Below are 300 nucleotides of genomic sequence, written 5' to 3' on the forward strand. Positions count from 1 at the left end.
GCTCGTCGACAGGGTCGACTCGACCGTGTCCTCCTCGCTGAGCGTCAGGACGTGGCCGTCGTCCGTCACCGGGATCGCGAGCACGGCCTCCTCCCGGTCATCCCACGTGGCTGTCGCATCGCGCATACCGGCGGGAACACGCAACAGGGAGAGGATGTCTCGGGCCGATGGCCGAGGGTCGGAGCCGTCGCCACGATCCACGGAGGCGTAGGAGAGCTGGATGCCGAAGCTGTTCTGAAGCATCCTTCGACAGTACGTGCTCCCGCGGCTACTGCCCGACGGTCGAGAGGTAGGCCACGA

At 67.0% G+C, this 300-nt stretch carries 1 protein-coding gene; it reads right to left on the minus strand.

Annotated elements, in window-relative coordinates; all coding sequences use genetic code 11:
* On the minus strand, positions 1-243 hold a 243-nt coding region (locus tag R0J87_RS19385), incomplete at its 3' end, for a hypothetical protein (protein ID WP_498888284.1).
* Positions 244-300: the final 57 nt, after the last annotated feature.

Origin of the sequence: Halomonas sp. SIMBA_159 (assembly GCF_046536035.1) — a bacterium.
Taxonomy (GTDB): Bacteria; Pseudomonadota; Gammaproteobacteria; order Pseudomonadales; family Halomonadaceae; genus Vreelandella; species Vreelandella venusta_A.